This window comes from Microbacterium sp. PI-1, assembly GCF_004337555.1.
GTDB classification, from domain to species: Bacteria; Actinomycetota; Actinomycetes; order Actinomycetales; family Microbacteriaceae; genus Microbacterium; species Microbacterium aurugineum.
In genome coordinates this window covers 1-26,053 of the sequence record NZ_SJYZ01000033.1, presented here as the reverse complement: position 1 = coordinate 26,053, position 26,053 = coordinate 1, and the positions used below count along the sequence as shown (strand labels likewise).

The 26,053-nt window shown below is 69.6% G+C and carries 23 protein-coding genes; 14 read left to right on the top strand and 9 right to left on the bottom strand.

Going from position 1 to position 26,053, the window contains the following annotated elements; translation table 11 throughout:
- Positions 1 to 25: 25 nt before the first annotated feature.
- A complete protein-coding gene (locus tag E0W80_RS17670; protein WP_131494347.1) occupies positions 26 to 1,570 on the bottom strand; it encodes an ABC transporter substrate-binding protein in 1,545 nt (514 codons plus the stop codon).
- A gap of 164 nt (positions 1,571 to 1,734) precedes the next feature.
- Between E0W80_RS17670 and E0W80_RS17665 the strand changes: the two genes are divergently transcribed.
- From E0W80_RS17665 to E0W80_RS17655, 3 genes are all read left to right on the top strand, one after another.
- Entirely contained in the window at positions 1,735 to 2,637 is a 903-nt protein-coding gene (locus E0W80_RS17665) for a MurR/RpiR family transcriptional regulator (RefSeq protein WP_131494346.1), read from the top strand.
- The gene (locus E0W80_RS17660; RefSeq protein ID WP_131494345.1) at positions 2,634 to 3,779 is read left to right on the top strand and encodes an MFS transporter; all 1,146 of its coding nucleotides are present in this window, start codon (positions 2,634 to 2,636) and stop codon (positions 3,777 to 3,779) included. Before E0W80_RS17665 ends, E0W80_RS17660 begins: the two co-directional genes overlap by 4 nt.
- Positions 3,780 to 3,900: 121 nt before the next feature.
- The gene (locus tag E0W80_RS17655) at positions 3,901 to 4,302 is read left to right on the top strand and encodes a hypothetical protein (protein WP_131494344.1); all 402 of its coding nucleotides are present in this window, start codon (positions 3,901 to 3,903) and stop codon (positions 4,300 to 4,302) included.
- Between the two features lie 16 nt (positions 4,303 to 4,318).
- On the opposite strand, the gene E0W80_RS17650 is transcribed toward E0W80_RS17655, so the two are convergent.
- Positions 4,319 to 5,221, bottom strand: coding sequence for an ROK family protein (locus E0W80_RS17650; protein ID WP_131494343.1), 903 nt, complete (start codon positions 5,219 to 5,221; stop codon positions 4,319 to 4,321).
- A complete protein-coding gene (pyrE, locus tag E0W80_RS17645; RefSeq protein WP_131494342.1) occupies positions 5,218 to 5,778 on the bottom strand; it encodes an orotate phosphoribosyltransferase in 561 nt (186 codons plus the stop codon). Before pyrE ends, E0W80_RS17650 begins: the two co-directional genes overlap by 4 nt.
- A 37-nt stretch (positions 5,779 to 5,815) precedes the next feature.
- Here pyrE and E0W80_RS17640 point away from each other — a divergent pair, with 37 nt between their 5' ends.
- A complete protein-coding gene (locus E0W80_RS17640) occupies positions 5,816 to 6,676 on the top strand; it encodes an exodeoxyribonuclease III (RefSeq protein ID WP_047521093.1) in 861 nt (286 codons plus the stop codon).
- Between the two features lie 11 nt (positions 6,677 to 6,687).
- Entirely contained in the window at positions 6,688 to 7,497 is an 810-nt protein-coding gene (locus E0W80_RS17635; RefSeq protein ID WP_047521095.1) for an HAD family hydrolase, read from the top strand.
- 3 nt (positions 7,498 to 7,500) lie between these two features.
- Here the strand turns inward: E0W80_RS17635 and E0W80_RS17630 are convergent, their stop codons facing one another.
- The 3 genes from E0W80_RS17630 to E0W80_RS17620 are packed head-to-tail and all read right to left on the bottom strand — an operon-like array spanning position 7,501 to position 9,281.
- The gene (locus E0W80_RS17630) at positions 7,501 to 8,154 is read right to left on the bottom strand and encodes a dihydrofolate reductase family protein (protein WP_131494341.1); all 654 of its coding nucleotides are present in this window, start codon (positions 8,152 to 8,154) and stop codon (positions 7,501 to 7,503) included.
- Positions 8,155 to 8,164: 10 nt separating this feature from the next.
- Positions 8,165 to 8,842, bottom strand: a complete 678-nt coding sequence (locus E0W80_RS17625) for a helix-turn-helix domain-containing protein (protein WP_131494340.1) — start codon at positions 8,840 to 8,842, stop codon at positions 8,165 to 8,167.
- A gap of 1 nt (position 8,843) precedes the next feature.
- Positions 8,844 to 9,281, bottom strand: coding sequence for a glyoxalase (locus tag E0W80_RS17620; protein WP_131494339.1), 438 nt, complete (start codon positions 9,279 to 9,281; stop codon positions 8,844 to 8,846).
- Between the two features lie 181 nt (positions 9,282 to 9,462).
- Between E0W80_RS17620 and E0W80_RS17615 the strand changes: the two genes are divergently transcribed.
- From E0W80_RS17615 to E0W80_RS17595, 5 genes are all read left to right on the top strand, one after another.
- A complete protein-coding gene (locus E0W80_RS17615; RefSeq protein ID WP_131494338.1) occupies positions 9,463 to 10,728 on the top strand; it encodes a sensor histidine kinase in 1,266 nt (421 codons plus the stop codon).
- Positions 10,725 to 11,411 carry a response regulator transcription factor gene (locus tag E0W80_RS17610; RefSeq protein WP_131494337.1) on the top strand — a complete coding sequence of 229 codons (687 nt, stop codon included), beginning with the start codon at positions 10,725 to 10,727 and terminating at the stop codon, positions 11,409 to 11,411. Before E0W80_RS17615 ends, E0W80_RS17610 begins: the two co-directional genes overlap by 4 nt.
- Before the next feature lie 36 nt (positions 11,412 to 11,447).
- A complete protein-coding gene (locus tag E0W80_RS17605) occupies positions 11,448 to 12,620 on the top strand; it encodes a benzoate/H(+) symporter BenE family transporter (RefSeq protein ID WP_131494336.1) in 1,173 nt (390 codons plus the stop codon).
- 97 nt (positions 12,621 to 12,717) lie between these two features.
- Positions 12,718 to 13,602 (top strand): ATP-binding cassette domain-containing protein, encoded by an 885-nt coding sequence (locus tag E0W80_RS17600; RefSeq protein ID WP_131494348.1) that lies wholly within the window; start codon positions 12,718 to 12,720, stop codon positions 13,600 to 13,602.
- Entirely contained in the window at positions 13,599 to 14,687 is a 1,089-nt protein-coding gene (locus E0W80_RS17595) for an ABC transporter permease (protein WP_131494335.1), read from the top strand. The genes E0W80_RS17600 and E0W80_RS17595 overlap by 4 nt, the downstream gene beginning before the upstream one ends.
- Positions 14,688 to 14,784: 97 nt before the next feature.
- On the opposite strand, the gene E0W80_RS17590 is transcribed toward E0W80_RS17595, so the two are convergent.
- Entirely contained in the window at positions 14,785 to 18,255 is a 3,471-nt protein-coding gene (locus E0W80_RS17590; RefSeq protein WP_131494334.1) for a bifunctional proline dehydrogenase/L-glutamate gamma-semialdehyde dehydrogenase, read from the bottom strand.
- Between the two features lie 134 nt (positions 18,256 to 18,389).
- Between E0W80_RS17590 and E0W80_RS17585 the strand changes: the two genes are divergently transcribed.
- The 3 genes from E0W80_RS17585 (at position 18,390) to E0W80_RS17575 (ending at position 21,566) form a co-directional block, all read left to right on the top strand.
- Positions 18,390 to 19,298, top strand: a complete 909-nt coding sequence (locus tag E0W80_RS17585) for a LysR family transcriptional regulator (protein ID WP_131494333.1) — start codon at positions 18,390 to 18,392, stop codon at positions 19,296 to 19,298.
- A 109-nt stretch (positions 19,299 to 19,407) separates the two neighbouring features.
- On the top strand, positions 19,408 to 19,995 hold the full coding sequence (locus tag E0W80_RS17580; protein ID WP_131494332.1) for a nitroreductase family protein: 588 nt from the start codon (positions 19,408 to 19,410) through the stop codon (positions 19,993 to 19,995).
- A gap of 83 nt (positions 19,996 to 20,078) precedes the next feature.
- Positions 20,079 to 21,566 (top strand): glycosyltransferase, encoded by a 1,488-nt coding sequence (locus tag E0W80_RS17575; protein WP_131494331.1) that lies wholly within the window; start codon positions 20,079 to 20,081, stop codon positions 21,564 to 21,566.
- Positions 21,567 to 21,784: 218 nt separating this feature from the next.
- Here E0W80_RS17575 and E0W80_RS17570 read toward each other — a convergent pair whose 3' ends face one another.
- Entirely contained in the window at positions 21,785 to 24,007 is a 2,223-nt protein-coding gene (locus tag E0W80_RS17570; protein ID WP_131494330.1) for an AAA family ATPase, read from the bottom strand.
- 98 nt (positions 24,008 to 24,105) lie between these two features.
- Complete coding sequence (gene coaBC, locus E0W80_RS17565; protein WP_131494329.1) at positions 24,106 to 25,305, bottom strand: bifunctional phosphopantothenoylcysteine decarboxylase/phosphopantothenate--cysteine ligase CoaBC; 1,200 nt, start codon at positions 25,303 to 25,305, stop codon at positions 24,106 to 24,108.
- Between the two features lie 67 nt (positions 25,306 to 25,372).
- Here coaBC and E0W80_RS17560 point away from each other — a divergent pair.
- Positions 25,373 to 26,053 (top strand): NRDE family protein (locus tag E0W80_RS17560; RefSeq protein ID WP_131494328.1); only part of this gene is annotated, 681 nt, incomplete at its 3' end.

Sequence of the window (26,053 nt, the reverse complement as noted above, 5' to 3'; positions counted from 1 at the left end):
GGGTGGCCGCACCCCCTCCGATCCGCTACTTGATGGAGGTGGTCCGCAGGTACTGCAGCGAGCCGTTCGCCATCGGGACGAAGCCGTCGACGGTCGAGGAGGTCGCGGTGTAGGTGTAGCTCGTGAACAGCCAGATCCATGCGGCATTGTCCTCGAGGTTCTCGGAGACCTGCGCGTAGATGTCCTTGCGCTTCTCCGGGTCGGCCGTCTGGCGACCCTCGGCGAAGAGCGCGTCGAGCTCGGGCGAGGAGTATCCGGCGACCTTGTTCAGGTTTCCGGTGCTGGTGAAGTAGCGGCCGTACATGCCGTCGGGGTCGGGACGACCGCCGTTGAGGGCGACGGCGGCGTCGAAGTCGGCTGCGATCCAGCGGTCGACGAACGCGCCGGACTCGAGCACCTCGAGGTCGAGCGTGATGTTCGCGTCGGCCAGCTGCGCCTTGAGGTTCTGGGCCTCGTTCACCGACGTCGCGTACTCACCCTGGGAGACGATCGTCTTGATGGTGACGCCGTCCTCCTTGCCCGCCTTCTTCAGGTACTCGGCGGCCTTGTCGAGATCGCGCTCGGGGCACGGACGCGCCTCGGGGTCGGACTTGTACGCGGGAGAGGTGATGGGACCGGTGACTTCGCCCTCGCCGAGAGCTGCCGTGTCGAGCACCTCCTGGCGGTCGATCGCGCACTGCATCGCGAGTCGCACGTTCACATCGGTCAGGTCACCGCGCGTGGCGTTCAGCTGCAGCGCGTGGTAGCTCAGCTGCGGGGTCGTGGCGACCTCGACGTTCGCACCCTCGGCGGTCTGTGCGACCAGCGGGTCGTCGAAGACGGCCAGCTGCACGTTGCCGGCCTGCATCGCCGACACGATCGACGACTCGTCGGGGATCACCCGGAACTCGACCGTGTCGAGCAGCGCCGCGTCGCCCCAGTAGTCCTCGTTCTTCGCCAGCGTGATCGACTGGCTCGCCTTGCGGTCGTCGAGGATGAAGGGACCGGTGCCGTTGGGCGTGGTGTTCAGCCCCTCTTCGGTGTCGTCCGAGGAGAGCATCGCCATGTTGATCACGGCGAGGTTCGCGGGAAGCGCGGCGTCGGGAGCGCTCAGGGTGAGGGTGACGGTGTTCTCGTCGGTGGCCTCGACCGCGGTGACGGAGGCGAGAGAGCTCGCTGCGACGGCCGCCGTCTCCTCGGCGGCGATGGCGTCGAGAGAGTACTTGACGTCTTCGGAGCCGAAGGTGCTGCCGTCCGCGTAGGTGACGCCCTCGCGCAGGTGGAAGGTCACGGTGAGACCGTCTTCCGAGACGTCCCACGACTCGGCGAGGCCGGGGACCACGTTGAGGTCCTCATCGAACTCGGTCAGCGTGCCGTACAGGTTCTGCAGGACGTTGACGGCCTGGAACTGCGTCGCCTTCCAGGGGAAGAGCGTGTCGGGATCGCTCGTGACGCCGATGACGAGGTCACCGCCGGCCTCACCCGTCGACGGGGTGTCGGACGCGGGTGCGGAACAACCGGTGATCACGAGCGCCAAAGCGACACCCGTGGCTGTGAGAGCGCCGAATGACGCCCGCCGTGCTGTGCTCATTGCTGATTCCTCCTGGCTGGGACGCGTCGCCGTGGCGTCGGGTCAGGCTCTGTCGCCTGCCGCCCGCGAACATCGTCGGTCTGGGTTGGTACTAAAAGTACACGACAGACACTACTGATGTAACAGAAGTTCCTCTACTGTTATGAACAGCGATCGGAGACCCTATGCCCCACGAAGCCGCCCGCGATGATGCCGGCGCACACCCCGTGCTCGTCCGCATGCGTGCGATCCGTCCCGAGCTGCGTCCGAGCGAGCAGCGCATCGCCGACCTCTTCCTCGCCGATCCGGCGGGGACCGCCGGACTCTCCATCGCCGAACTCGCCCAGCGCTGCGACACCTCGACCACCTCGGTGGTGAGGTTCTGCAAGCGCCTCGGCTACGAGCACGTGCGCGAGCTGCGCAACCACGTGCTGCGCGACGTCGAACGCGAGACGTTCGACACGGCCGCGCTCCCCGCCGTCTCCGGCGACATCGACCGCAACGACACGCTGTCCGACATCGTCGCGAAGGTGTCGCTGGCCGAGACCCTCTCGCTCGCGGACACCGCCAAGGTGCTCGACACGGAGTCACTGCGCGCTTCCGTCGACGCCATCACGTCCTCGACCAGGGTCGACATCTTCGGTGTGGGTGCGAGCTCCATCGTCGGACTCGACCTGCAACGCAAGCTCACCCGGATCGGGCGCACGGCACTGGACTGGTCCGACCCGCATGCCGCCTGGACCTCGGCGGCGACGCTCGGCCCCGGCAACGTCGCGATCGCGGTGTCGCACACCGGCACCACGACCGACACGATCGAGTTCCTGCTGCTCGCCCGCCAGACCGGGGCGACGACGATCGCGATCACGAACCATGCCGGCGCTCCACTGGCCGACCAGGCGGACATCGTCCTGACGACCGCCGCGCGCGAGACCGGCTTCCGGTCGGGTGCCCTCGGCAGCCGGATCGCCCAGCTGATGGTGGTCGACTGCATCTTCATCGGCGTCGCACAGTCGAACTACGACCGCTCGATGGAGGCTCTGCGCGACACCTTCGCCGCCGTCCACCGCGTGCGGAAGACGGGGGCGTGACCGCCCGCACCCGGCGAGCGCGAGCGGGGCTGTTCACCGCCTTCGCGGGCCTCGGGGTCACGGCGGCCTTCGTCCCCGCGGTCCTGCCCTCCACCGAACGCGCGATGGCGACCGACCTCAGCGCCGCGGTCCCCGCTCTCTTCGGCGGGCTCTTGATCGGAGTCCTGAGCTCGGGCCCGCTCTTGATGCGCCGTCCACCGCGCACCACGCTGATGCTCGGCAGTGCCCTCCAAGCCGTGGCGATCATCGCCGTGGCCGTCGCAGACGCCCCCGCCATGTTCATCGCCGCGGCCGCCGTCGCCGGATTCGGATTCGGGCTGGTGGAGGCCTCGGGATCCGTGGCGGCGAAGTCCGTGGCCGCCGGCAGCGCGACGGGGCTGCTCAGCGCTCTGCTCGGCACGGTCGCGGTGTGCGCCGCGGTCACGCCCCTGCTCGTCGCCGTGGGGTCCGGAACGCGCCCGCTGCTCGGCATCCTGGCGATCGTGCCGCTCCTGGCTCTGGCGATGCTCGCGGGACCGGCGGCCCCGACCTCCCCCGCCGAGACTCCCGCGCATCGGGACGTTCGCGGGCTGCTCACGCTCCTGCCCTTCGCCGTCGCACTCCCCCTGTATGTCGGCGTCGAGACCGTGCTCTCCGGGTGGTCGGCGGTGATCCCGGAGCGGATCCTCGCGGTCGATCCGGGCCTCGCCGCGCTGGGGACCTCGGCGTTCTGGACGCTCATGGCCGTCGGGCGGTTCAGCGCGGCGGGACTGCGCCGGCTCTCCGTCTCACCGATCGTGATCCTCGTGTCCGCGACGGGCGCCGCGGCGGTCCTGATGGCGACCGCGGGGATACTGGTGGAGTCCGCGCCGGAAGTGGCGCTCGGCGCGCTGGCCGCCGTGGTCGTCCTCCTCGCACCCAGCTACGGCCTCATCCTGGGACTCGCCCTCGATCGTCTCGACCCCGCGCGCAGCGCTGCGGTGACCGGCGCGCTCGTCGCCTGCGGGGCCGTCGGGGGGACGTTCGTGCCGACGGTGATCCTCCTGATCGGACGGGATCCGGCATCGAGTACGACGTTCCTCGTGTCCGCCGGGCTGTGCGCGCTCATCCCGGTGCTGATGCTGGTTGCCGCGCGTTCCCCTCGTCGGGCTTCCGTACGCTGACACCTCCTGCACACCTGCCGATATCGTCGACCTCTTCACGGATGCCGGAATACCGGAGCACCCACCCGCGAGTCCGGCGTAACGTCGACGACACACCCATCCGCAGCGAGGAGAGCACGCGTTGTCCACCGAGGTCCTGGCGATCATCATCAGCGCGATCGGCGTCGTGCTCACGATCACCGCGAGCCTCTTCGCTGCTGGCGCCTGGATGGTCCGCCGCATCGATGACCGCATCGATGCCGTCGACGAGAAACTCAGCACCCGCATCGATGCCGTCGACGAAAAGCTCAGCACCCGCATCGACGCCGTCGACGAGAAGCTCAGCACCCGCATCGACGCCGTCTCCGAAACTCTGACCGCCCGCATCGACGCCGTCTCCGGAACTCTGACCGATCGCATCGATGCCGTTTCCGAGACTCTGACCACCCGGATCGATGCGGTCGCGGCCGATGTCACCGACCTGAAAGTCGCCGTCGCCCGGCTCGAAGGACCACCCCGGCACCTGCTCACTGCGCGCCGGTGAGCAGGGCGTGCGGTGCCTACCGGAGCACGAGAGCAGCGGCGCCGATGAGCGGCCCTTCGTCGCCGAGCCCCGAGCGCACGACGCGGGTACGGCGCGAGTACTCGTGGGCCGCGCTCGCGGTGAGTGCCTGCTGCACGAGGTCGATGTAGTCCGACGACACTCGCGAGAATCCGCCGCCGATGGCGACCACGTCGAGGTCGACGAGGGTCGCGGCATCCGCCAGCGCCTCCCCCACCTCGCGGGCCGAACGCTCGATCGCCGCCCGCGCGAGGGGATCGCCGGCCGCCGCGTCCCGCGCGAGGTCTTCGCCGGTGGCGCCGGTCCACCCCTGTTGCTGGGCCCACGCGGCGCTCGCGGGACCCGAGGCGATCTCCTCGAGCGTCAGGCCGCCCTCGCGACGCACCTGACCGAGGTGACCGGCATTGCCGGTGGCTCCGGGAATGTAGGCGCCGTTCGCGACGAAGCCGCCGCCGACACCGGTCGAGACCACGATCGACAGCGAGGCGCCGGCGCCCTGCGTGGCGCCGAGCCACGATTCCGCGAGCGCGAGAGCACCGCCGTCGTGGCCGAGCACGGTGCGCACGTCGCCCCCGAGGACGGTGGACGCCGCAGCGCGGACCGCCTCTTCCAGGACGAAGCCGCGCGCGAGCGGCATGTTCACCGGCATGATCGCGCCGAGGGAGCGGTCGACGGGACCGGCACTGCCGATACCCGCACCGACGAGCTCCGCGTCGGCCGGAAGCGCGGCGAGCGCGTGCTCGACGATCGCGACGACGGCCGCGTCCAGAGACTCGAACGTGGCGTCCCGACCGGTCGGCTGGCGACTGCGACTCCCCGGGAGCAGTCGGCCGTCCTCCGCGACGAGCGCGGCCTCCATCTTCGTGCCGCCCACATCGACGGCGAGCGCGTAGCGCGTCACTGGGGGTCGAGCCCGAGGTCGTCGAGGTCGAAAGCCGCGCGCCATTCCAGGCCCTCGGCTTCGATCGCGGCCTGTGCGCCGGTCTTCCGGTCGACGATCACGGCGACCGCGACGATCTCGGCGCCTTCTTTGCGCAGGGCTTCGACGGCCTTGAGCGCGGACTGGCCCGTGGTCGAGGTGTCTTCGAGCACCACGACGCGCTTGCCCTTGACGTCTGCGCCCTCGATCTGACGACCGCGTCCGTGGTCCTTGGGCTCCTTGCGCACGACGAAGGCGTCGAGCGGGGTGTCGGTGGCGACCGACGCGTGCAGCACCGCGTTCGCGATGGGGTCGGCGCCGAGTGTCAGCCCGCCGACCGCCACGACGTCGAGGTCGCCGATCAGGTCGAGCATGATGCGGCCGATCGCGGGAGCGGCACGGTGGTCCAGGGTGAGCTTGCGCATGTCGACGTAGTACGTCGCCTGCTTGCCGCTGGAGAGGGTGAAGTCGCCGTGGAACACCGCCTCATCCTTGATGAGGTCGAGGAGTGTCTGGCGGTCTGCGTCGAGTGCGGTCACGGCATCCAGTGTAGGAGGCACACCCTAGGCTTGAGGCATGCGCTTGGCCACCTGGAACGTCAACTCCATCCGCACCCGCGTCACCCGCACCGTCGAATTCGCCGTCCGCGAAGACATCGACGTGCTGGCGATGCAGGAGATCAAGTGCAAGCCGGAGCAGTTTCCCTACGCGCCGTTCGAGGAGGCCGGGTACCACGTCGAGGTGCATGGGCTGAACCAGTGGAACGGGGTCGCGATCGCGAGCCGCCTGCCGATCACCGACGTACGTACGGCCTTCGACGGAATGCCGGGCTTCGCCAAGGGCCATGAGGGTCCGGATGCTCCTCTCGAGGCGCGCGCGCTCGGCGTCATGGTCGACGGAGTCAGGGTGTGGAGCCTGTATGTGCCCAACGGCCGGTCCCTGGAAGACCCGCACTACCTGTACAAGCTGCACTGGCTGGAGCAGCTCAAGAAGTCGACGGCGGCCGAGCTCTCGGCGAACCCCGACCTCCCGCTCGCCCTGGTCGGCGACTTCAACATCATCCCGTTCGATCACGACAACGGCGACCCCGACATCGTGATCGGCCGCTCCACCCACGTCTCCCCGCAGGAGCGCGACGCGTTCTTCGCGTTCCAGGATGCCGGGGTCACCGATGTGGTGCGCCCGTTGATCCCCGAGGGCTTCACCTACTGGGACTACCAGCGGCTGAAGTTCCCCCGCAACGAGGGCGTCCGGATCGACTTCGTCCTGGGCTCGCGCACATTGGCCGAAGCGGTCACCGGAGCCTCCATCCACCGTGACGAGCGCAAGGGCGAACAGCCCAGCGACCACGTACCGGTGGTGGTCGACCTCGATGGGCGCCGGTTGGGCACCGGTGGCGCTGAGGACGACGACGACCTGCCGATGATCTTCTCCTGAATGCCGATCCGATGAGCGTGCGGCTGATCGCCACCGACCTCGACGGCACCCTCCTGGACTCGACGTCGTCGGTCAGCACGCGCACCCGCGCGGCGCTCGACGCGGCACGGGAGCGCGGCATCCACGTGGTCCCCGTGACGGCCCGCCAGCCGATCGGGCTGCGAGCCATCGCCGCGGATGCGGGTTTCGACGGATGGGCCCTGTGCAGCAACGGCGCCTACGCCGTGCGCCTCGACGACGGACGGATGCTTTTCGCCGAAGAGCTTCCGCCCGAGACGATCCGTGCCCTCGCCGAGGCTCTGCGCGCGAGCATCCCCGGCCTGTTGTTCGCGAGCGTGCGCGAGGCCGGCGAGACGTTCGTGGCCGAAGACGGTTACGCCGCGATCGCTGCACTCACCGACCACAAGCGCGACCCCGCCACGATGGGCGGTGTGCCGTTGGAGCAGGTGCTCGCCGCCCCCAGCCTGAAGTTCGTGATCCGCCACCCCGAACTCGCGCCCGACGCGCTGTTCGACACGGTACGTTCCCTCGGACTGACCGGCTTCGAGGCGACGCTCTCGGGCGCCCCGTTCGTGGAGGTCATGGCCGAGGGCGTCACCAAGGCCACCGGCTTGGCCCGACTCTGCGAGCACCTCGGGATCGACCGCACCCACGTGGTGGCCTTCGGCGACGCGCTCAACGACGTCGAGATGCTCCGCTGGGCAGGGCGCGGCGTCGCGATGGCCGACGCCGAACCCCTCGTGCAGGATGCGGCCGACGAAACGACCTCCTCCAACGATCAGGATGGTGTGGCGCGGGTGATCGAGCGGCTTCTCGGCTGAGACTCACTCGAACGTCCCGACCTGCGGCACCCGATCGGTCCGCGCGTAGCGGAGCAGCGTCACTCCGGCCTCGTCGACGATCGGCGGCTCCAACAACCGCAGCACCGAGGGAAGCGCATCGTCGTCGAACACCTTCTTGCCCGCGCCGAGCAGCAGCGGATACACCCAGAGGTTCAGCTCGTCGAAGAGCCCCTCGGTGAGCAGCGTGTGGACGAAGTCGATGCTGCCGATCACGTGCACTTCGCGGTGGGCCGCCCTCATCGCGGCGACCTCCGCGGCGAGGTCGGCACCGACGCGCGTGCTGCCCTCCCAGTCGAGCGTGAGATTCGCATCCCGGGTCGCGACGTACTTGGGCACGCGGTTGAAGAGCCTGCCGATGTCGCCGGACTCGCCCGAGGTGTGATGCGGCCAGTATGCGGCGAAGATGTCGTACGTGCGCCGGCCGAGCAGCAGCGCGTCGAGCCCGCGCATTCCCTTCTCGATCTCGGGCCCGACACCGGACGAGGGGTATCCGGCCTGCCAGCCGCTGAACCGGAAACCGCCGGAGGGGTCCTCATCGGTGCCGCCCGGCCCCTGAGCGACGCCGTCGAGGGAGGTGAAGAGATCGATCAGGATGCGGCCGGACGCCTGTTGTTCATCGGGATACGGGCTCTTCATGTCGTGCTCCCTAGGTCAGTCGTGCGATGCGGAAGGTGTCGGCGAACGAGTCCAGCAGCGATTCGTCGCCCCGGACGACCGCGACGATGTCCTGCGCGAGGGCCTCTGCCGGGGTGACATCGCCGCCGATGAGGCGACGGATGCCGGGTCCGGCGACGATCACCGCGTCCGGAGCACCGTCGGGAAGACGTCCGCCGACCGGCGGCGCCGGAGGTGCGATCTGCGCGACCCGGAGCTCGCGGTCGTGCACGGACGCGCGGAGGGCGACGTCGCCGACATGCAGCTCGTACTCGGCATCCACGGCGGATTCCGCCTGGAACGCCGTGCGCAGGGCCATCGTGAGCGAGTCAGGCGTGACGACCTCACCCTCTGCGGGATCCCCCATCGCCTGGAACCCCCATCGTCCGAGGGCGAGCATGATCGGCTCGAACGAGCGCCCGTACGGGGTGAGTTCGTACACGAGCCCGCAATTGAGCAGCGGCACCCGCCGTACGACCCCACCCTCCTGGAGGTCCTTCAGCCGGGTGGACAGGATGTTGGTCGGAATGCGCGGCAGGCCCTGCTTGAGGTCGGTGTAGCGACGGGGTCCGACGAGCAGATCACGGACGATGAGCAATGCCCACCGCTCCCCGATCAGCTCGACCGCCGTCGTCACACCGCAGTATTGACCGTAGCTGCGCGCCGCCATGTCAGGCCGACGCGGCGGTGTCGGCCACGTGGTCCGGCCCGTTCTCGACGGCGTCGGGGGTCATGTAGAGGAAGCCGAGGGAGTTGCCGTCCGGGTCGTCGAGGTCGCGCGAATACATGAAGCCGTAGTCCTGCGCGGGCTTCGGCTCGGATCCACCGGCGGCCAGGCCCTTGGCGAGGATCGCGTCGACCTCCTCGCGCGAATCCTGGCTGAACGCGACCGACACCTGCAGAACGTCGTTCGGGTCGGCGATGGGCTTGTCGGTGAACGTCTCGAAGTACTCACGCCGGAGGATCATGAAGTAGATATCCTCGCTCCACACGACGCACGCGGCGTTCTCGTCGGTGAACGGAGGGCTGATCTCACAGCCCAGCGCCACGTAGAAGGCCTTGGCGCGTTCGAGGTCACGGGTGGGCAGATTCACGAAGACCTTGGTCATGTCGACTCCCTTGTCGGTGTGGATATCGGTGTGGACCCGTCGATCGTGAGCCCTGTCGACAAGCTTGCAAAAAACAACTTTGCTTGTCAATAGCAAGTAATCGCTGGCAAGCAATCGTTCCTACCCACCGATCCGCCGCCAGGGGGATGCCGCGGCCGACGCCCCGCCCTACGGTGGAGGGATGGCCGCCGAACCGTTCACCCGCACGCCGACCGAACGCGAACGGCGCAACGACCTCTTCCTGGCGCTCGCACTCTTCGTCGGCGCGATCCTCAGCGCAGCCCTGTCCTCGATCGCGCAGGTGTACGGCGACGAGCAGGCCGAGCTGTGGACCGCGCTCGTGTACGCGGTCGTCGTCGCCATCCCTCTCGCCTTCCGTCGTCGTTGGCCCGGCACCGTCGCGGTGGTCGTCTCCGTCGCCTACTTCGCCGCCGTCACCGTGCGGGTTCCCGAGATCTATGTCGGGAACATGGCGATGTTCATCGCCCTGTACACGGTCGGCGCCTGGATGAACGACCGCCGGCGTGCACTGATCGTGCGGGTGGCGATCATCGTCGGCATGTTCGTGTGGCTGCTGATCACGATGTACCGCGATGCGATCACGGAGGCGGACGACGCCGATGTCATCGCCGGGGCCATGTCACCCTACGTCGCGTTCATGCTCATCCAGCTCCTGCTGAACGTGCTCTACTTCGGCGGTGCGTACTACTTCGGCGAGCGCTCGTGGGCGGCCGCGGAGCAGCGGTCGGTGCTCGAAGATCGCACGGTCGAGCTGGAACGCGAGCGCGAGGTCACGGCGGCACAGGCCGTCGCCCTCGACCGGGTGCGGATCGCCCGCGAGCTGCACGACGTCGTCGCCCACCACGTCTCGGTGATGGGCGTGCAGGCGGGGGCGGCGCGTCTGGTGCTCGATCGCGACACCACCGAGGCCGCACGCATCCTCTCCGGCATCGAGGGGTCGGCGCGCGACGCGATCCACGAGCTGCGCCAACTGCTGGAGACTCTGCGCACGCCCGGCGGCGAGGCCACCGACACCGCCTCCACGCTCACCCTCGACGACATCGCCGAGCTCGCCGAAGCATCGACCGAGGCGGGGCTGCCGACCGACTATGCCGTGATCGGCGACCCCGTCCCGGTTCCCTCCCTCGTCGCCGTGAACCTGTACCGGATCGCACAGGAGTCGCTGACGAACGCCCGTCGCCATGCGGGCTCCGGTGCCACCGCCGACGTCCGTGTGCGCTACGACGACGACGGCGTCGAGATCGAGATCGTGAACACGGGGCGCGCGGTCACCCACGTGCGTCCGGGGCTCGGTCAGCTGGGAATGCGAGAACGCGCCGCGGCATCCGGCGGCACTCTCGAGGTGACCTCCCGGCCGCTCGGCGGGGTGCGCGTGCGGGCCCGCGTGCCGCTTCCGACCCCGGAGAGGACGGGAGCGCGCCGATGAACGGCCCGATCCGTGTGCTGCTGGTCGATGACCATGCGCTGCTGCGCGCGGGCTTCCGCACCATCCTCGACACCCAGCCCGACATCACCGTGGTGGGCGAAGCATCGTCGGGCGCGGAGGCCGTCACTCAGGCATCCGCGCTGCACCCCGACGTCATCACGATGGACGTGCAGATGCCCGACATGGACGGCATCGAGGCGACCCGACGAATCGTCGCCGACCCGGAGATCACCGCGGCCATCGCGATCGTCACCACGTTCGATCGCGACGACTACCTGTACCAGGCGCTGGATGTCGGAGCCAGTGGCTTCCTGCTCAAGAACGCCGGCGCCGAAGACCTGATCGCCGCCGTCCGCGCGCTCGCCGCCGGCGACGGGATGCTCGCCCCCGAGGTCACACGCCGCGTCCTGGCACGGTTCGCCGCCGCCCCCGCACAGCCGATCGCGGCCCCCTCGATCGAGAGCGCCGCGATCCCGAAGCTCACCCTCGCCGAGCCCCTCACCGAGCGCGAGGCCGAGGTGCTGACGCTGCTCGCCGACGCCCGCAGCAACTCCGAGATCGCCAGGGCGCTGTTCATCGGTGAAGCCACCGTGAAGACGCATGTCTCCCGCATCCTGCAGAAGCTCGGCGCGCGCGACCGGGTGCAGGCGGTGGTCCTCGCGCATCGCATGGGTCTGGCGTGAGCACCGCGGCCCACCGCGCGCGCTAGCCTCGGAGCCATGCCCGAAGCCGCACCCCTGTCCCGTCCGATCCTGGCGGGGGTCGTGACGGCACTCGTCGGATTCACCAGCTCCTTCGCCGTCGTGCTGACCGGGCTCGACGCCGTCGGCGCGGACGCGGCGCAGGCGGCGAGCGGACTCCTCGCGGTCAGCCTCATGATGGGGCTCGCATGCGTGGTGCTCGCGTGGCGGTATCGGATGCCGATCACGGTCGCGTGGTCCACACCGGGTGCGGCACTCCTCGTCGCGACCGGCACTGTCGAGGGCGGCTGGTCGGCGGCGGTCGGCGCGTTCCTGGTCACCGCCGCGCTGATCCTGCTCACGGCTCTCTGGCCCGCGCTCGGCGCCCTGATCGCGCGCATCCCCCCGTCGATCGCGCAGGCCATGCTCGCCGGTGTCCTGCTGCCGCTGTGCCTGGCGCCGATCACGGGCATCGTCGCGAACCCCTGGGGCGTGGTGCCGGTCGTGCTCACCTGGCTGGTGTTCGCCCGCCTCGCGCCGCGCTGGGCGGTACCGCTCGCCTTCGTGGCGGCGACCGTGGTGGTTGCGGTGTCACTGATCGGCGCGGGCGGCACGTTCGACGCCGCGCTGCTCCTGCCGCGCCTCGAGTTCACCGCCCCGACGTTCACGGTCGGCGCGCTGGTCGGTCTCGCCCTCCCCCTGTTCATCGTGACGATGGCCTCGCAGAACGTCCCGGGGATCGCGATCATGCGCAGCTTCGGATACGAAGTGCCGTGGCGTCCGGCGATGCTCGTGACGGGTGTCGGCACCGCGCTCGGCGCCACCGCCGGTGGGCACGCGATCAACCTCGCCGCGATCAGCGCCGCCCTCGCCGCCTCACCGGATGCCGATCCCGACCCGAAACGTCGCTGGGTCGCCGGCGTCTCGACCGGGGCGTCGTACCTCGTGCTGGCGGTGTTCTCCGCCGCGTTCGCCGCGCTCGTGGTGCTCGCGCCCACGGCGGTGATCCCCGCGGTGGCCGGTCTGGCGCTCTTCGCCGCTTTCGGATCGTCGGTGCAGCAGGCCATCGACGATCCCGGCGAGCGCATCCCCGCCGTGGTGACCTTCCTGGTGGCCGCCTCCGGGATCGCGGTGCTCGGCGTCAGCGCCGCGTTCTGGGCGCTCATCGCCGGGCTCCTGGTGCGCACGGTGCTGCACGCAGGGCGCTCCTGATCCCCTCCTCCCCCGGACGGGTGATCCCACGGACTCCGCCGCAGGGGGGATGCCCTGGAATGCCCACGGTCCGTAGCGTGAAGACATGACCACAGGAATGCTCGAACTCTCCGGCATCACCAAGAGCTACGGCTCTCGGCGCGTGCTCGATGACGTGTCCTTCACGGTCGCCCCCGGGCGACTGACAGGCTTCGTCGGCGGCAACGGCGCCGGCAAGACCACCACCATGCGCATCGTCCTCGGCCTGCTCTCTTCGGACGGTGGCGACGTCACCCTGGACGGGGCGCCGGTCACCGCGGAGGATCGCCGGCGCTTCGGCTACATGCCCGAGGAACGCGGTCTCTACCCCAAGATGAAGGTGCTCGAGCAGATCGTGTACCTCGCGCGGCTGCACGGCTTCAGCAAGCAGGATGCCACCGAGCGAGCGACGACTCTGCTCACCGAGCTGGGCCTCGGCGAACGGCTGAACGACACGATCGAGTCCCTGTCGCTGGGCAACCAGCAGCGTGCGCAGATCGCCGCCTCACTCGTGCATGACCCCGAGGTGCTGATCCTCGACGAGCCGTTCTCCGGCCTCGACCCCCTCGCGGTCGACGTGGTCGCGGGCGTCCTGCAATCCAGCGCGGCGAAGGGTGCGTCCATCCTCTTCTCGTCCCACCAGCTCGACGTGGTCGAACGCCTGTGCGACGACCTCGTCATCCTCGCCGGTGGCACGATCCGCGCGGCCGGTTCCCGCGACGCACTGCGCGCCGAGCACGCCCGTGACCGCTACGAGTTGGTCTCGGCAGGTGACGCCGGCTGGTTGCGCACCGAACCCGGCGTGACGGTCGTCGACTTCGAGGGCGGATACGCGCTGTTCGACGCGGACGGTCCCGAGACCGCTCAGCGGGTGCTCCAGTCCGCGGTGCAGCGCGGAGACGTCGCGAGCTTCGCCCCCAAGCATCCGTCCCTCGCCCAGATCTTCAAGGAGGTCATCCGATGAGCGCTCCGACCCCCGTCCGCAGCCCCAACGGCATCTGGCTCGTCGCCGAACGCGAGATCGGATCGAAGCTGCGCAGCAAGGCCTTCCTGATCTCCACCGGCATCCTGCTGGTGCTCGCCCTCGCCGGCATCATCCTCGGTGGCTTCGCGAGCAAGAACACCGACGCGATGCCGGTCGCCGCGACCGCCGAGACCGCGGCCGCCGTGTCCGCCCTCCCGAACGTCGAAGTCACCGAGGTGTCCGACCAGGCCGCCGCCGAGAAGCTCGTCCGCGATGACGAGGTCGATGCCGCGGTGCTCCCGGGCGACGGGCCCTCCGGCTACACGATCATCGCGCTGCAGGACGCTCCCGGCTCGCTCGTCTCGGCGTTGTCGATCTCACCCGAGGTCGTCATTCTGGAGCCGGCGACGACCAACCCTCTCCTGCGCTACTTCATCGCGATCGCCTTCGGACTCGTGTTCATGATGGCCGCGGCGACGTTCGGCGGCACGATCGCACAGAGCGTCGTGGAGGAGAAGCAGACGCGCGTAGTCGAGGTGCTGCTCTCGGCGATCCCGGCGCGGACGCTGCTCGCCGGGAAGGTGATCGGCAACACGGTGCTGGCGATGGGGCAGATCCTCGCCCTGGCGGCGGTGGCGACCATCGGTCTGATCGTCACGGGTCAGCGCGAGGTGCTCACCACGCTCGGGTCGCCGATCATCTGGTTCGCGGTCTTCTTCCTGTTCGGGTTCATCCTGCTGGCGGCGATGTTCGCGGCTGCGGCGTCGATGGTCTCGCGACAGGAGGACATCGGCTCCACGACCACACCGATCACGATGCTGATCATGGCCCCGTACATCCTGGTCATCGTCTTCAACGACAACCCGCTGGTGCTGACGATCATGTCGTACGTGCCGTTCTCCGCTCCGGTCGGCATGCCGATGCGCCTGTTCGTCGGTGAGGCGCAGTGGTGGGAGCCGCTGCTGAGCCTGGTGATCCTGCTCGCCAGCTGTGTGGCGGCGATCGTCATCGGCGCGAAGATCTACGAGAACTCGCTCCTGCGCATGGGCTCACGGGTCAAGCTCTCGGAGGCCCTGCGCGGCTGACACGCACCCACCGCCGACACCCCGTCTGAGTGTCGAAACCCCCTGCTGCCGACGTCGGCAGCAGGGGGTTTCGGTGCTCAGCGGGGGTCTCGCGCGATCAGATCACGTCGTCGCCGAGGGTGGTGGGGTTGCCGAAGCGGTGGTTCGTGATCGACACGGCCTGCTCGTGCAGGAACGGGAGCATCTCGACGCGGCCGGCACCGGTCACGGCATGCGACCACACCGCCACGTCCGGACTGCCCTCGAGCGCCTCGAACAGCGCCGAGGCGTCGCCACCGACCAGACGGACCCGCTGCCACGTGTTCGCCGCCTTGGCGTAGCGCTTGGTCCACGCGGCATCCGACTCGCGCTTCACGGTCACGCCCTGCGCACGCAGCATCTTCTCGATGCGGGCGGGCAGCGACGGAGCCGACACCGTGAACGGGCTGCCACTGCGGAGGGCGGCGGCGAGCACACGGACCCCGTCGGCGAGCACCGCGTCCTCGGAGATGCGCACGTCGACCGCGACCGGGCGGTAGCGGAAGAGGTTGCGCTCGACCCCGAGGCCGGACTTGTCCGACACGGCGCCGAACTCGTCGATCCAGGCGCGCTCATCGGATGCGGCGGCGCGCCGCAGCCAGTCCGACGCGGTCGCATCGACATCCGCCCCCGCGGCGTCGAGCAGGGCGGCGACGGCCGGAGCGACAGCGGCACCGGGAGAGACAGCGGGAAGCTCCGCCGGAACCCACTCGCCGAGGCCGTGGAGATAGTTGGGTCCGCCGGCCTTCGCCCCCGCCCCCACGGCCGAGCGCTTCCACCCGCCGAACGGCTGACGCTGCACGATCGCACCGGTGATGCCGCGGTTCACGTAGAGGTTGCCCGCCTCGACGCGGTCGAGCCACGTGGTGACCTCACCGGAGTCGAGCGAGTGGATGCCGGCCGTGAGGCCGTAGTCGACCGCGTTCTGCAGGCGCAGCGCCTCGTCGAGGTCCTTGGCGTGCATGATGCCCAGCACCGGGCCGAAGAACTCGGTCAGGTGGAAGTACGACCCCTCGCGCACCCCGGTCTTCACACCCGGCGTCCACTGCGTGCCCTCGTCGTCGAGCTTTCGCGGCTCCACGAGCCAGCGCTCACCCTTCTCCAACGTCGTGAGCGCCCTGAGCAGCTTGCCGTCGGCGGGCTCGATGATCGGACCCATCTGGGTGGCGGGGTCGTCGGGCAGACCCACGCGCATCGACGTGACGGCATCGACGAGCTGACGCTCGAACCGCTTCGAGTCGGCGACCGATCCGACGAGGATCGCGAGGGATGCCGCGGAGCACTTCTGCCCCGCGTGCCCGAACGCGCTGCGAGCGACGTCGGCGGCGGCCAGGTCGAGGTCGGCGGACGGCGTGACGATGATCGCGTTCTTCCCGCTCGTCTCGGCGAGGAGCGGCAGGTCGGGGCGGAAGGAGCGGAACAGCTGCGCCGTCTCGTACGCCCCCGTGAGGATCACCCGGTCCACCGCGGGTCCGGCGACCAGGCGGGTGCCGAGGTCACGGGAGGCCAGGTCGACGAGCGCGAGCAGATCGCGCGGCACACCGGCGGCCCACAGCGCCTCGACCATCACGGCACCGCAGCGCTGCGTCAGCTTCGCGGGCTTGATGATGGCGGCCGAGCCCGAGGCCAGCGCTGCGAGCACCCCGCCGGCGGGGATCGCGACCGGGAAGTTCCACGGCGGCGTGACCACGGTGACCTTCGACGGCACGAACTCCGCACCCGAGACGGTCTCGAGGTCCTTCGCACGCTCAGCGTAGTAGTGCGCGAAGTCGATGGCCTCGCTCACCTCCGGGTCGCCTTCGGCGATGGTCTTGCCCGCCTCGTGGGCCATGATCTCCAGGAGTTGCCCGCGACGAGCCGCGAGTTCGTCCCCGGCGCGGTGCAGCACGGCGGCGCGCTCGGCAGCGGGGAGGGCGGCCCACTTCTCGGCCGCGGCGGTCGCCGCGGTGAAGATGCCGTCCAATTCGGCTTCCGTCTCGACCTTGGCGATCGCGATCGTGTCCAGCCCCAGGGTCGATCCGACCGAGCGACCGAGGATCGCCCGTCCCCACGCGCGGTTGGCGGCGATCGCGGGATCGGTGTCGGCCTGGTTCCGGAAGCCGTCGGTCGTTGCGGCGTCTGCCTCTGCGGTGCGGTCCTGCACACGGTGCGGACCGGGGACGAACCCGGGCTCATCCGTCACGAGCGCGGCGAGCGAGCGCTCGAAGCGCTCCCGCTCCCGGGTCAGCAGGGTCGGGTTCGAGGCCAGTTCGAACACCGCCGACATGAAGTTCTCGGAGCTGGCGTTCTCCTCGAGACGACGCACCAGGTAGGCGATCGCCACATCGAATTCGGCCGGGTTCACGACCGGCGTGTAGAGCAGGAGGCGACCGACGTCCTTGCGGACGGCCTCGGCCTGCCCGGTCGCCATGCCGAGCAGCATCTCGTACTCGACCAGCGGGTCCGCACCCGTCGGATCCGCCACTCCCCGTGCCTGGGCGAGCAGCCACGTGTAGGCGATGTCGAACAGGTTGTGACCCGCGATGCCGATGCGCACGGCGTCCAGGCGCTCCGGCGTCATGGCCCAGTCGAGCACTCGCTTGTAGTTGGTGTCGGAGTCCTGCTTGGTGCCGTAGGTGGCGAGCGGCCAGCCGTGGATCGCTGCGTCGACCTCTTCCATCGCGAGGTTCGCGCCCTTGACCACGCGCACCTTGATCGGCGCTCCGCCCTTGGCGCGGCGGGCGGCGGCCCACTCCTGCAGGTGCTGCATGGCACCGAGCGCATCCGGCAGATACGCCTGCAGCACGATGCCGGCTTCGAGGTTCTCGAGCCCCGGCTGGTCGAGGATGCTCGTGAAGGCCGCGATCGTCAGGTCGAGGTCGCGGTACTCCTCCATGTCGAGGTTGATGAACTTCGCCTTGCCCTCGGCCTCGGCCGCAGCCGCCAGTTCGTAGAGCGGGGTGAGCTTCTCGACGACGTCTGCGACGGCCTCGTCGAACGACCACATCGAGAGCTGGCTGACGACGCTCGAGACCTTGATCGAGACGTAGTCGACGTCGTCACGGGCGAGGAAGTCACGGGTGCCGCGCAGACGGTGTCCTGCTTCACGCTCGCCCAGCACCGCTTCGCCGAGGAGGTTCAGGTTGAGGCGGTTGCCGCTCTTGCGGAGCTTCGCGATCGCGGGGCCCAGCTTGGCGGGGGTCGCATCGAGCACCAGGTGCCCGACCATGGCGCGCAGCACACGGCGGGAGATCGGCACGACGACACCGGGCAGCTTGGGCGCCCAGAAGCCGCCCGTCTTGATCGCGGCGCGCAGGTAGCCGGGCAGCAGACCCGGGGTGATGTCGCTCAGCTCGGCGAGCGTGCGCCCGGCGACGCGCAGATCTTCGGGACGCATCACGCCGTCGACGAAGCCGACCGTGAACGCGAGCCCCCTCGGGTCTTTCAGGACCTCGGAGAGGCGCTGGGCGGCGGGCTCGACGGGGTGGGTCTCGCTCTCGGCGAGCCAGCGCTGCACGAGGGCGGCGACCTCGTCGGTGCGGGGAGTGGTGGTGTCGGCGGCGACAGGCATCGGTGGGACCTTCCAAGAGAGCGCACACCGGGGTTTCGTGTGCGGCTGGATCATTGTCCTGCCACTCGGTAGGCTCCGTCTATCAACCGATTCGAGTGGGTTCTGTTCACTCTGACTGAACGGATGGAACGCGCGTGCTGGACGTCAATCGTCTTCGGATGCTGGTGGAGCTGTCGCGGCGCGGAACGCTGTCGGCCGTCGCCGATGCTCTCTCCTACAGCAAGGCCTCGGTGTCACAGCAGCTGAGCGCACTGGAGCGCGATGTGGGCGTGCCGCTGCTGCGCCGGGTGGGGCGCGGAGTGCAGTTCACCCCGCAGGGGAACGTGCTCGTCGCCGAGGCCATCGGCATCCTCGATCAGCTCGAACACGCCGAGGTCGCCGTGGCCGAATCACTCACCGAGGTGACGGGGACCGTGGGCATCGCGGTGTTCCAGTCGACGGCGCACTCCCTCCTCCCCCGCGCCCTCCGGGCCCTGAAGGATCGGCATCCCGCATTGCGCGTCGAGGTCACCGAGTGCGACCCGGAGACCGGCCTCATCGGGGTGTCCAGCCGGGACTTCGACCTGATCCTGGCCGAGCAGTACCCCGGACGCACCCGCCCGATCCACGCGGATCTCGACCGGGTGGAACTCGCGCATGATGCGATCGCGCTCGCCCGACGCCCCGGAGCCCCGACCCCTGCGGATGCCTTCGCCGCACTGTGGTCGACCCGCGGGGAGCCCTGGGTGCTCGAGCCCGCCGGTACCGCTTCGCGAGCGTGGGCGGAACAGCTGTGCCGCACGGCCGGCTTCGAACCGGACGTGCGCTACGAGATCGCCGACCTCACGGCACATGTGCGACTGATCCATGCGGGGCTCGCCGTCGGGCTGCTGCCCGACCTGGTGTGGGCGGGTGACACCCCGACCGTCGACCTCACCCCGCTCCCTCATGACCCGCGGCGCGAGATCTTCTCCTCGGCGCGCCGCGTGTCGGCGGATGCCCCGTCGATCCGGGCGGTCCGCAGCGCGCTGGCTGACGCGGCCACGCACAACCTCCCGGACTGAGGCGCCGGGAACCGGACCGCGCACCCGGGAATATGCATGCACATGCATCTGTTCAGTCCCGTGTACCCGGACGATGGAGTCCGATCCACTCCGTCCGAAAGGCACTTCTGTGAGCACTCCCGTCATCGACCGCACCGCACCGACCGAGCACCCCGTCCTCGACGTCCTCGCCGGCCGCTGGAGCCCTCGCGCTTTCGACGCGCAGAACAGGATCGACGAGGCCAAGCTCGCCACCGCACTCGAAGCGGCCCGTTGGAGCCCATCCGCCAACAACACGCAGCCCTGGCGCTTCATCGTCGCCCGCCGCGGCACCGCCCTGCACGCGCAGGTGGTCGACGCGCTGATGGGCTTCAACCAGGCCTGGGCGGGCAACGCCGCCGTCCTGGTCGTCGCCGTGGCCGAGACCGCGACCGCCGACGGCACGCCCCTCACCCACGCCCTCTACGACCTCGGCCAGGCAGTCGCGCACTTCTCGGTGCAGGCACACCACGACGGCCTGCTCGTGCACCAGATGAGCGGCTTCGACCCCGACGTCGTCCGCGAGTTCGCCGACCTCGAACCGCGCTTCGTCCCGGTCACGGTCTTCGCGGTCGGCGAGTTCGGTGATGTGAGCGCGCTCCCCGAGGTGCTGCAGGAGCGCGAGGTCGCACCGCGCGTCCGTCGCCCCATCACCGAATCGGTCATCCTCAGCGCCTGACACCCGGTCGGGCACCCGTTCTGGGGGTGCTGCCACAGACACCCCCCAGGCTGCGCAGAAGCGTCGAACCTAGGGTTGCTCGGGTGCTCCACCCTCACCCTCAGCTTCCTCCCGCTCGGCACTTCGCGCTCACCTGGGGGATCGCCGACCAGCACGGGGGGATGACGAGCGCGATGCTGCGGCGCTCGCGGGCGTTCCGCCGTCTCGGCGGAGTCGACGTGGACATCCTGACGCTGGACGACCGCCCCGACTATCCCGAGTTCGCGGATCGTCTCCACGCCGCAGGTGAGCTCATCGACGGGCTGCGCATCCGCAACCTCTGGGACGAGCTGCGTCGGGAGTCGCCCCGGCCACGCGGGACCACGCCGACCGCCGCGGAACTGCTGGTGCCGCAGGCGGGCGACGTGGTCGCGTCCCACGACGGCACCGTCCTGAGCCGCGCACGCCGCGACGATGCCGGCCGGATGCTGGTGGATCGGTTCCGCCGCGACGGCTCGCTGCTCGCCACCGAGCGCCCCGGCGACGACCGGAAGGTCGTGCTCTACTCGACGGACGGCGCACCGCTGCGGGGCTGGCGCACGACGTGGGGCCTGTACCGCTGGTGGTTCGACCGCCTGACCGGCAAGGCGCCCAGCTTCCTGCTGGTCGACTCGAAGACGGCCGCGCGCTCGGTCGCAGGCTACCGGCGGGACAACGTCGTCACGGTGCACATCGTCCATGCGTCGCATCGCGTGGGCGGGCGGCCGGGGACGCTCCGGGCGACACGCGAATCCGTGCTGCGTCGCGCCGGGGAGTTCGACGAGATCGTCGTCCTCACGTCGCGACAGCGCACCGATCTCATCGAGGATCTCGCCGCAATCGACGTCACGGCCCGGATCCGCACGATCCCGAACGCGGTCGCCCTGCCCCCGCGCGCTGCCGTGACCCGCGACGCGTCACGCGGCGTCGTCGTCGCCTCACTCACACGCCGCAAGCGACTCGAACACGCGGTGGAGGCCGTCGCTGTCGCCCACGCCGCCGATTCGACGATCGATGCCGACATCATCGGAGAGGGCCCCCGCGAAGCAGCCCTGGAAGAGCACATCCAGCACCTGCACGCCGACGGTCATGTGCACCTGCGCGGATACGACCCCGACGCACGCTCAGCGTTCCGTTCCGCGGGATTCAGCCTGCTCACGTCGACCTCCGAAGGGCTGCCGCTCGTGCTCGTGGAGAGCATGGCCGCCGGCTGCATCCCGCTCGCCTACGACATCCGCTACGGCCCTGCCGACATGATCAGCGACGGAGTCGACGGCTTCCTCGTCCCGGACGGCGACGTCCAGTCCCTCGCGCGACGCATCGTCGACCTGCAGGCCATGCCACCGGCGGCAGTCGAGGCGATGCGTCGTCGCGCGGTGGCCCGCGCCTCGGAGTTCTCCGATGACGCCGTCACCCGACGCTGGTCGCGGGAGCTGCGGGCCGTGTACGACGCGAAGCTGTTCGCCGCCGCACGCGATCAACCCCTGCCCGTGCGCCTGCGTCGTCGTGCGGGCGCGCTGCGACGCCGGGCGCTCTGGATGCTCGGCCGCTGAGCGGTCGGTGCCGCCCACACACACACACACTTCCCGCATACCCCCACGCGCGCGCGCACACGCCGCGAAGGAGAACTCACGCTTTGAAGGAGGCTTTGACGCATCTCCTCCTTCTTAGCGTGAGTTCTCCTTCAGACAGTGAGGCGGGCGAACACCACGGCCCACGCAACTCAGTCCTGATACCACTCAGTCCTGATACCACTCAGTCCTGATAGAACTCAGTCGTCGAGCAGCTCGGCCTCGATCACCTCGTCGTCTTCCGGCTCCGCCCCCGGCTCCGGGTCCGGTGTCGTCGCGGTGAGCACGAGGCCCGAGCCGTCTGCGGCCACGTCGACCCGCACCGTGTCGCCGTCATGCACGCCGCCCGAGAGCAACGCCGTCGCCAGCTTGTTCTGCACCTCGCTCTGGATGAGGCGGCGCAGCGGTCGGGCTCCGAACATCGGGTCATAGCCGCGCTCAGCGAGCCAGGCCCGCGCATCGGGGGTGACCGCGAGCGTGAGGCGACGGTCGCGCAGCCGGTCGTGCAGCTGGTCGACGGAGAGCTCCACGATCTGCGCAAGGTCGTCTTCGCTCAGCGCCGAGAACATCACGATGTCGTCCAGTCGGTTCAGGAACTCCGGACGGAACGCCTGCCGCACGAGCGCCATCACCTGGTCGCGCTTCTCGTCCGGCCCGAGCACCGGGTCGATCAGGATCGGCGATCCCAGGTTCGATGTGAGGATCAGGATCACATTCGAGAAGTCGACCGTACGACCCTGGCCGTCGGTCAGGCGACCGTCGTCGAGCACCTGCAACAGCACGTCGAACACCTCGGGGTGGGCCTTCTCGACCTCATCGAGGAGGATCACGCTGTACGGCCGACGACGCACGGCTTCGGTCAGCTGACCACCCTGCTCGTAGCCGACGTATCCCGGAGGGGCGCCGACGAGTCGGGACACCGAGTGCTTCTCGCCGTACTCCGACATGTCGATGCGCACCATGGCGTGCTCGTCGTCGAACAGGAACTCCGCGAGCGCCTTGGCCAGCTCGGTCTTCCCGACACCGGTCGGGCCGAGGAACAGGAACGAGCCGGTCGGGCGACCGGGGTCGCTGATCCCGGCACGCGAACGACGAACGGCGTCGGACACGGCCTTGACGGCATCCTTCTGTCCGATCAGCCGCTTGCCGAGCTCGTTCTCCAGGTGCAGCAGCTTCTCGCTCTCGCCCTGCAGCAGTCGACCGACCGGGATTCCGGTCCACGCCGCGATCACGGCGGCGATGTCCTCTTCGGTGACCTGCTCGTTGACCATGCGCGGCTCGGCGGGTGTCGCGGCTTCGGCCTGCTCCGCCTCGGCGATGTCGCGCTCCAGGCGCTTGATGGTCTCGTACTCGAGCTTCGAGGCCTTCGTGTAGTCCGCGTTGCGCATCGCGAGATCGCGCTGGGTGATCGCATCGTCGAGCTGCTTCTTCAACTCACCGACCCGGTTCAGGCCCTGCCGCTCGCGCGCCCATCGGGACTCGAGGCCGGCGAGTTCCTTCTCCATCTCGACCAGGTGCTCGCGGAGCACGCCGAGGCGCTCCTTGGAAGCGGCATCCTTCTCCCGCTTGAGCGCGAGCTCCTCGAGCTTCATCCGATCGACCTGCCGCTTGAGCTGGTCGATCTCGACGGGCGAGGAGTCGATCTCCATCTTGAGCCGGGACATCGACTCGTCGATCAGGTCGATCGCCTTGTCGGGCAGCTGTCGGGCCGGGAGGTACCGGTTCGAGAGCGCAGCGGCCGCCACGAGGGCGCTGTCGGAGATCGTGACCCCGTGGTGCGCTTCGTACCGCCCCTTGAGGCCACGGAGGATCGCGATCGTGTCCTCGACCGTGGGCTCGCCGACGTAGACCTGCTGGAAGCGACGTTCCAGCGCGGCGTCCTTCTCGATGAACTCGCGGTACTCGTTGAGCGTGGTGGCGCCGATCAGCCGCAGCTCACCACGGGCCAGCATCGGCTTGAGCATGTTGGAGGCGGCGACGGATCCTTCTCCCCCGCCGGCACCCATGAGCACGTGCAGCTCGTCGATGAAGGTGATGACCTGTCCGTCGGACTCGGTGATCTCCTTGAGCACCTGCTTCAGCCGCTCCTCGAACTGCCCGCGGTACATGGCACCGGCCACGAGGGCGGAGATGTCGAGGGTGACCAGCTCCTTGTCCTTGAGGGATTCGGCGACGTCACCCGCGACGATGCGCTGGGCGAGTCCTTCCACGACGGCGGTCTTGCCGACGCCGGGCTCCCCGATCAGCACGGGGTTGTTCTTCGTGCGACGGGTGAGGACCTGGCTGACTCGACGGATCTCGCTGTCGCGTCCGATCACCGGGTCGAGCTTGCCCTGGCGGGCGCGGTCGGTGAGGTTGATGCCGAACTGCTCGAGGGCGGACTGCTGTTCTTGATTCTGGCTACCGGTCTGCGGGGTGGTCATGCGCTCCTCCTGGAGATGCTCCTTCTGGTCGTCTCCCGCCTGCCGGGTCGGAAGGCGGGATCAAAGTTGAGTGGTATTGACTCAAGTTTAGCATTCCTTCAGCGTGCGCGTGCGATCGCATCCCAGATCGCGGCCGCGACCGCGCGCTTCGACCCCGATGCACTGCCCGCGTCGGCACCGTGCGGCCCAAGGATGTGCACGGCGTTCTCGGGGCTCTCGAATCCCCGCTCCCACCCGACCTCGTTCACGATGAGCAGGTCCACGCCCTTGCGCTGCTGCTTGCGGCGGGCACGGGCGAGGAGCTCCGATGCATCCTCCGGAGTCTCCGCGGCGAACCCGACCACGAGCTGACCGGATCGCCGCACCGAGGCGAGCGCCGCGACGATGTCCTCGTTCTCGACCAGCTCGATGGCGGGGATCCCACCCCCCTCCTTGGTGAGCTTGCGCTCCGACACGGCCGCCGGTCGATAGTCCGCCACCGCCGCCGCCATCACGACCACATCGGCGAGGGCGGACTCGTGCGTCATCGCCTCGGCGAGCTCTGCCGCCGTCCCGACCGGCACGACACGGATCGACGGGTGCCGCACCTCGGCGAGCACCTCGCCCGAGATGTTGGCCGACACCAGGGTCACCTCGGCCCCTCGGGCGGCGGCCTCCGCAGCGAGGGCCGCCCCCTGCCTGCCACTGGAGCGATTGCCGAGGAAGCGCACCGGATCGATCGGCTCACGGGTGCCCCCCGCCGAGACGACCACGCGCACACCGGCGAGATCGCCAGGAGTCAGCAGCGCCTGGGCGGCGGCGAAGATCTCCTCGGGCTCCGACATCCGGCCGGGGCCGCTGTCACCGCCGGCGAGCTCTCCGTCCGCGGGGCCGACGACGTGCACACCGCGCTCCCGCAGCGTCGTGATGTTCGCCTGCGTCGCGCGGTTCCGCCACATCTCCGCATGCATCGCCGGGGCGATCAGCACCGGAGCCTCGGTGGCGAGCAGGGTCGTGCCGAGGAGGTCGTCGGCGAGCCCGGCGGCCATCTTGGCGATCGAGTTCGCCGTCGCCGGCGCGACGATCACCAGCTCGGCGTTCTGCCCCAGGGCGACGTGCCGCACCTTCGCGACGTCGTCGTGCACGCTCGTGGTGACCGCATGACGACTGATCGCCTCCCAGGTCGGGAGCCCCACGAAACGCAGGGCGTCCTCCGTGGGCACCACGGTCACGTCGTGCCCACCCTTCGTGAGCAGGCGCACGAGGTGCACCGTCTTGTACGCGGCGATGCCGCCTGTGACTCCGACCACGATGTTCACGTCTCGATTCTGCCCCAGCATCCGCCGCCATGGGCCGACACCTCTTCCTCGACCTAGACTTGGATGCGTGTGCACGGTTGTCATCGATGTCGAGAAGGCCGGCTCGGCACGACTCCTCGCGGTCCGCGACGAAGATCCGCTGCGGGCGTGGGACTCCCTCGGACCGTGGTGGCCGGAGGACCATCCCGGTGTGATCGGGATCCGCGATCGCCGTGCCGGGGGCGCCTGGCTCGCCGCGAACCCCGCCGAACGCCGGCTCGCCGTGCTGCTGAATCGGGCGGACGTGAGCGACCTCCCCGCCGCGCGGGCCGTCTCCCGCGGCGCCCTGGCACTGGAGTCCGTGCAGGGGCGCTCGCCCGTCGCTCCCCTGTCCATGCACGGCTTCAACCTGCTCGAGGTCGGCCCCGAAGGCGCGCGCGTGCTGTCGTGGGACGGCGTCGAACTGCGCGAGACACGCATCGATCCCGGCACGCACATGATCGCGCACGATGACCTCGACGATGCCACGACCCCGCGGATCGAAGCCTGGCTGCCGGAGTTCCGCGCCCTGGGCCCGACCGCTGACAGCGCCGACTGGACGGCTGAGTGGACCGCGCTCCTCGCCTCCTCCGCCGAGCTGCCGCCCGAAGACGACCGGGCCATCATCCGCGACAACCGCCCGCACGGCTATCCCACCCAGTCGCTGCTGTACTGCATCGCCACCGTGACCCCCGCGGGCGTCGAGGTCCGCGACGTGACACTCCCCTCC

Bases quoted from the DNA above. Each gene is read 5' to 3' on its own strand.
- E0W80_RS17670 (WP_131494347.1), bottom strand. From the start codon at position 1,570: ATGAGCACAGCACGGCGGGCGTCATTCGGCGCTCTCACAGCCACGGGT.
- E0W80_RS17620 (WP_131494339.1), bottom strand. From the start codon at position 9,281: ATGACCAAGGTCTTCGTGAATCTGCCCACCCGTGACCTCGAACGCGCC.
- E0W80_RS17600 (WP_131494348.1), top strand. From the start codon at position 12,718: ATGCTCGAACTCTCCGGCATCACCAAGAGCTACGGCTCTCGGCGCGTG.
- E0W80_RS17625 (WP_131494340.1), bottom strand. From the start codon at position 8,842: ATGGCGGCGCGCAGCTACGGTCAATACTGCGGTGTGACGACGGCGGTC.
- E0W80_RS17595 (WP_131494335.1), top strand. From the start codon at position 13,599: ATGAGCGCTCCGACCCCCGTCCGCAGCCCCAACGGCATCTGGCTCGTC.
- E0W80_RS17610 (WP_131494337.1), top strand. From the start codon at position 10,725: ATGAACGGCCCGATCCGTGTGCTGCTGGTCGATGACCATGCGCTGCTG.
- E0W80_RS17630 (WP_131494341.1), bottom strand. From the start codon at position 8,154: ATGAAGAGCCCGTATCCCGATGAACAACAGGCGTCCGGCCGCATCCTG.
- E0W80_RS17665 (WP_131494346.1), top strand. From the start codon at position 1,735: ATGCCCCACGAAGCCGCCCGCGATGATGCCGGCGCACACCCCGTGCTC.
- E0W80_RS17635 (WP_047521095.1), top strand. From the start codon at position 6,688: ATGAGCGTGCGGCTGATCGCCACCGACCTCGACGGCACCCTCCTGGAC.
- E0W80_RS17570 (WP_131494330.1), bottom strand. From the start codon at position 24,007: ATGACCACCCCGCAGACCGGTAGCCAGAATCAAGAACAGCAGTCCGCC.
- E0W80_RS17640 (WP_047521093.1), top strand. From the start codon at position 5,816: ATGCGCTTGGCCACCTGGAACGTCAACTCCATCCGCACCCGCGTCACC.
- E0W80_RS17615 (WP_131494338.1), top strand. From the start codon at position 9,463: ATGGCCGCCGAACCGTTCACCCGCACGCCGACCGAACGCGAACGGCGC.
- E0W80_RS17605 (WP_131494336.1), top strand. From the start codon at position 11,448: ATGCCCGAAGCCGCACCCCTGTCCCGTCCGATCCTGGCGGGGGTCGTG.
- E0W80_RS17590 (WP_131494334.1), bottom strand. From the start codon at position 18,255: ATGCCTGTCGCCGCCGACACCACCACTCCCCGCACCGACGAGGTCGCC.